The 2,107-nt window shown below is 60.9% G+C and carries 2 protein-coding genes; both read right to left on the bottom strand.

Going from position 1 to position 2,107, the window contains the following annotated elements; all coding sequences use genetic code 11:
• The coding region (locus AC1DJT_RS36310; RefSeq protein WP_476836012.1) for an autotransporter-associated beta strand repeat-containing protein at positions 1–915 on the bottom strand (915 nt) is incomplete at its 3' end.
• A gap of 573 nt (positions 916–1,488) precedes the next feature.
• Positions 1,489–1,746, bottom strand: coding sequence for a hypothetical protein (locus tag AC1DJT_RS36315; protein ID WP_441490965.1), 258 nt, complete (start codon positions 1,744–1,746; stop codon positions 1,489–1,491).
• Positions 1,747–2,107: the final 361 nt, after the last annotated feature.

A 2,107-nucleotide genomic window follows, 5' to 3' on the forward strand; every position in this document is an offset into this window, starting at 1 on the left:
GCCCATCTGCGTGAGCGTGCCGCTTCCGGAGATGACGCCGCGATACGAAACGGTGTTCGATCGGTTGACGATCAATGCACCCGCATTGCTGATCGAGCCGACAAAGTTGCCGGTGCCGCCGATCCAGCCGGTCGTTCCGCCATTGCCCAGCTGCAACGTGCTGCCGACTCCGATGAAGACGTCGCCTCGGGTGCTGTTCGTCGCGGTCAGCGTGAGCTTGCTCGACCCAAGATGMGAGAACGTGCCCGGGCCCGAGATGCTCCCGGCATAGGTCACGTCATCGGATCGTTTGAAGATCAGGCTGCCATAGTTCGTCACGTCGCTGGTGATCGACCCCGCATTGCCGTTATTGCCGATCTGCAGGGTGGCGCCACTCGCGATCCCGGCGCCACCGGAGAAATCACTGGCGCCGGTCAGGATCTGGGTGCCGCCATTGATCGAGATTCCGCCGGTGCCGCGGATGGCGCCGGAAAAGATGCCGCTGGCATTGTTGACCATAAGGCTCGCGGTTCCGAGCTGGACCTCGCCGCTGCCGTTCAAGGCCTTGACCTGCGCAGAGGCTGCCCCGCTCACGTCAAAGATACCGTCGACGGTGATGCCGCTCGACTGGTTGATCCGGCCCTGACCTGTCAGGGCAAGGGTGCCGCCAGCCGCAACACTCGTCGCGCCCGTATAGGTGTTCATACCGCTCAAGGTGAGGGTGCCGGTGCCGGTCTTGTTCAGGCTGCCCACCCCCGTGATGTCACGGGCGAACGTCGTGTCGAAGCCGTTGGTGTCAATGGTGCCGCCGGCGGAATCAAGGCTAAGCGCCCGCCCCGTCGAGAGGTTGAAGCTCGTGCCGAACCGGAGCGTGCCGCCGTTGAAGATGACCCCATCGCCAGACGGACCGACATCGGCATCACTCGATACCGGCAAGAGGCCCGGGCCAATCGTTATGTCCGCGGCCGACGCACGGGGGGCCATGACGCCTGCAATAATACAGGCGGACAGCAAACTCGCGACAGACGTGGTTGAGCGCAGCCCCCTCGATATCGCCTTCAGGCCGTAAGGTAACATAGGCGAAAACGAAACGTCAGGCGCTGAGGGCACCCGAGAATTACATAGAATCGGCACAGAAAGCCCCCAAAAGACAGCATTTTTCTTTTGGGACTAGCACGCACGTTGCCGTGCAACCAACCTGGAATTAACAAATCGATAACGATTGTGACTGGCTGTTCACAGCCAACCCGACGGAACCCACCTGCCCTGCGGCGAGCACTTCGCGCTGCCGCAGGKGGTTGAGTTCATCCTGTTTCGCCAAGGCCCAGATCCAGACGCCGCAAGTCATGGCTTGACCTCTTCGAAATCCGCCGGCTTCCAGCTCTTGTCGAAGGCCGCCGCCTCCGGGCCATAGATCCAGGATCGCTATGATAATGGTCCCGGTGAGGCGTTAAGTGGCTGGCAAACCAGCGCGAGAACGGGTCATCCCATGGCGAATACGAGCGGTCATCACGAGTGGTGGTGGACGGGCGCTTCGCTTTGCCTGAGCTCCCACTCCTTCAACGCATGAAACGCCGCGATATTTGCCTGTCCCTCGTCCATTGCCCTCTGCATTTGGCCGCTTTGCATCATGTCGTAGCTTTCATAGATGGCATCCATCGTGCAGCCCTTGGGGCTGTTGCACGAACCCTGACTGGGCAGAGGAACCCAGGCGGCCAGTACGACTGTCCCTGCCACCAAGACTGCGCGGTTGATCAGCTTGCTCATCGTCAATGCCTCCACGCTCGGTCCGCGCATTGAACCTCGCAGGTTGCCGCGCGAGCCGTATCTATTCGTCGCCCTGAGTGAAGTATATGCCTATGTTCGATTTCACCATCTGCGGCGAATTCTCGCAGCTTACTGATCAAGAGCCCTCGATCGGAAGAACACTATCCCAGCTTTCCCTGCTGTCTTTCTTTTCGATCAGGATTTTGCGGAGCGCCATCGTCTTCAGCTACTCGTCTCCGCCCCGCAATGCCCAGAGCGCTGCGCCGACGGGGCTCCAGTCGGATAGCTCGCCGCGACGGCCTAATTCGCATGGGTAAGACGCTGCCGGAGCGGAAAACCGGCGAGCCGGGCACCTTCGATC

Source organism: Allobosea sp. 05T422_2 (assembly GCF_056396265.1).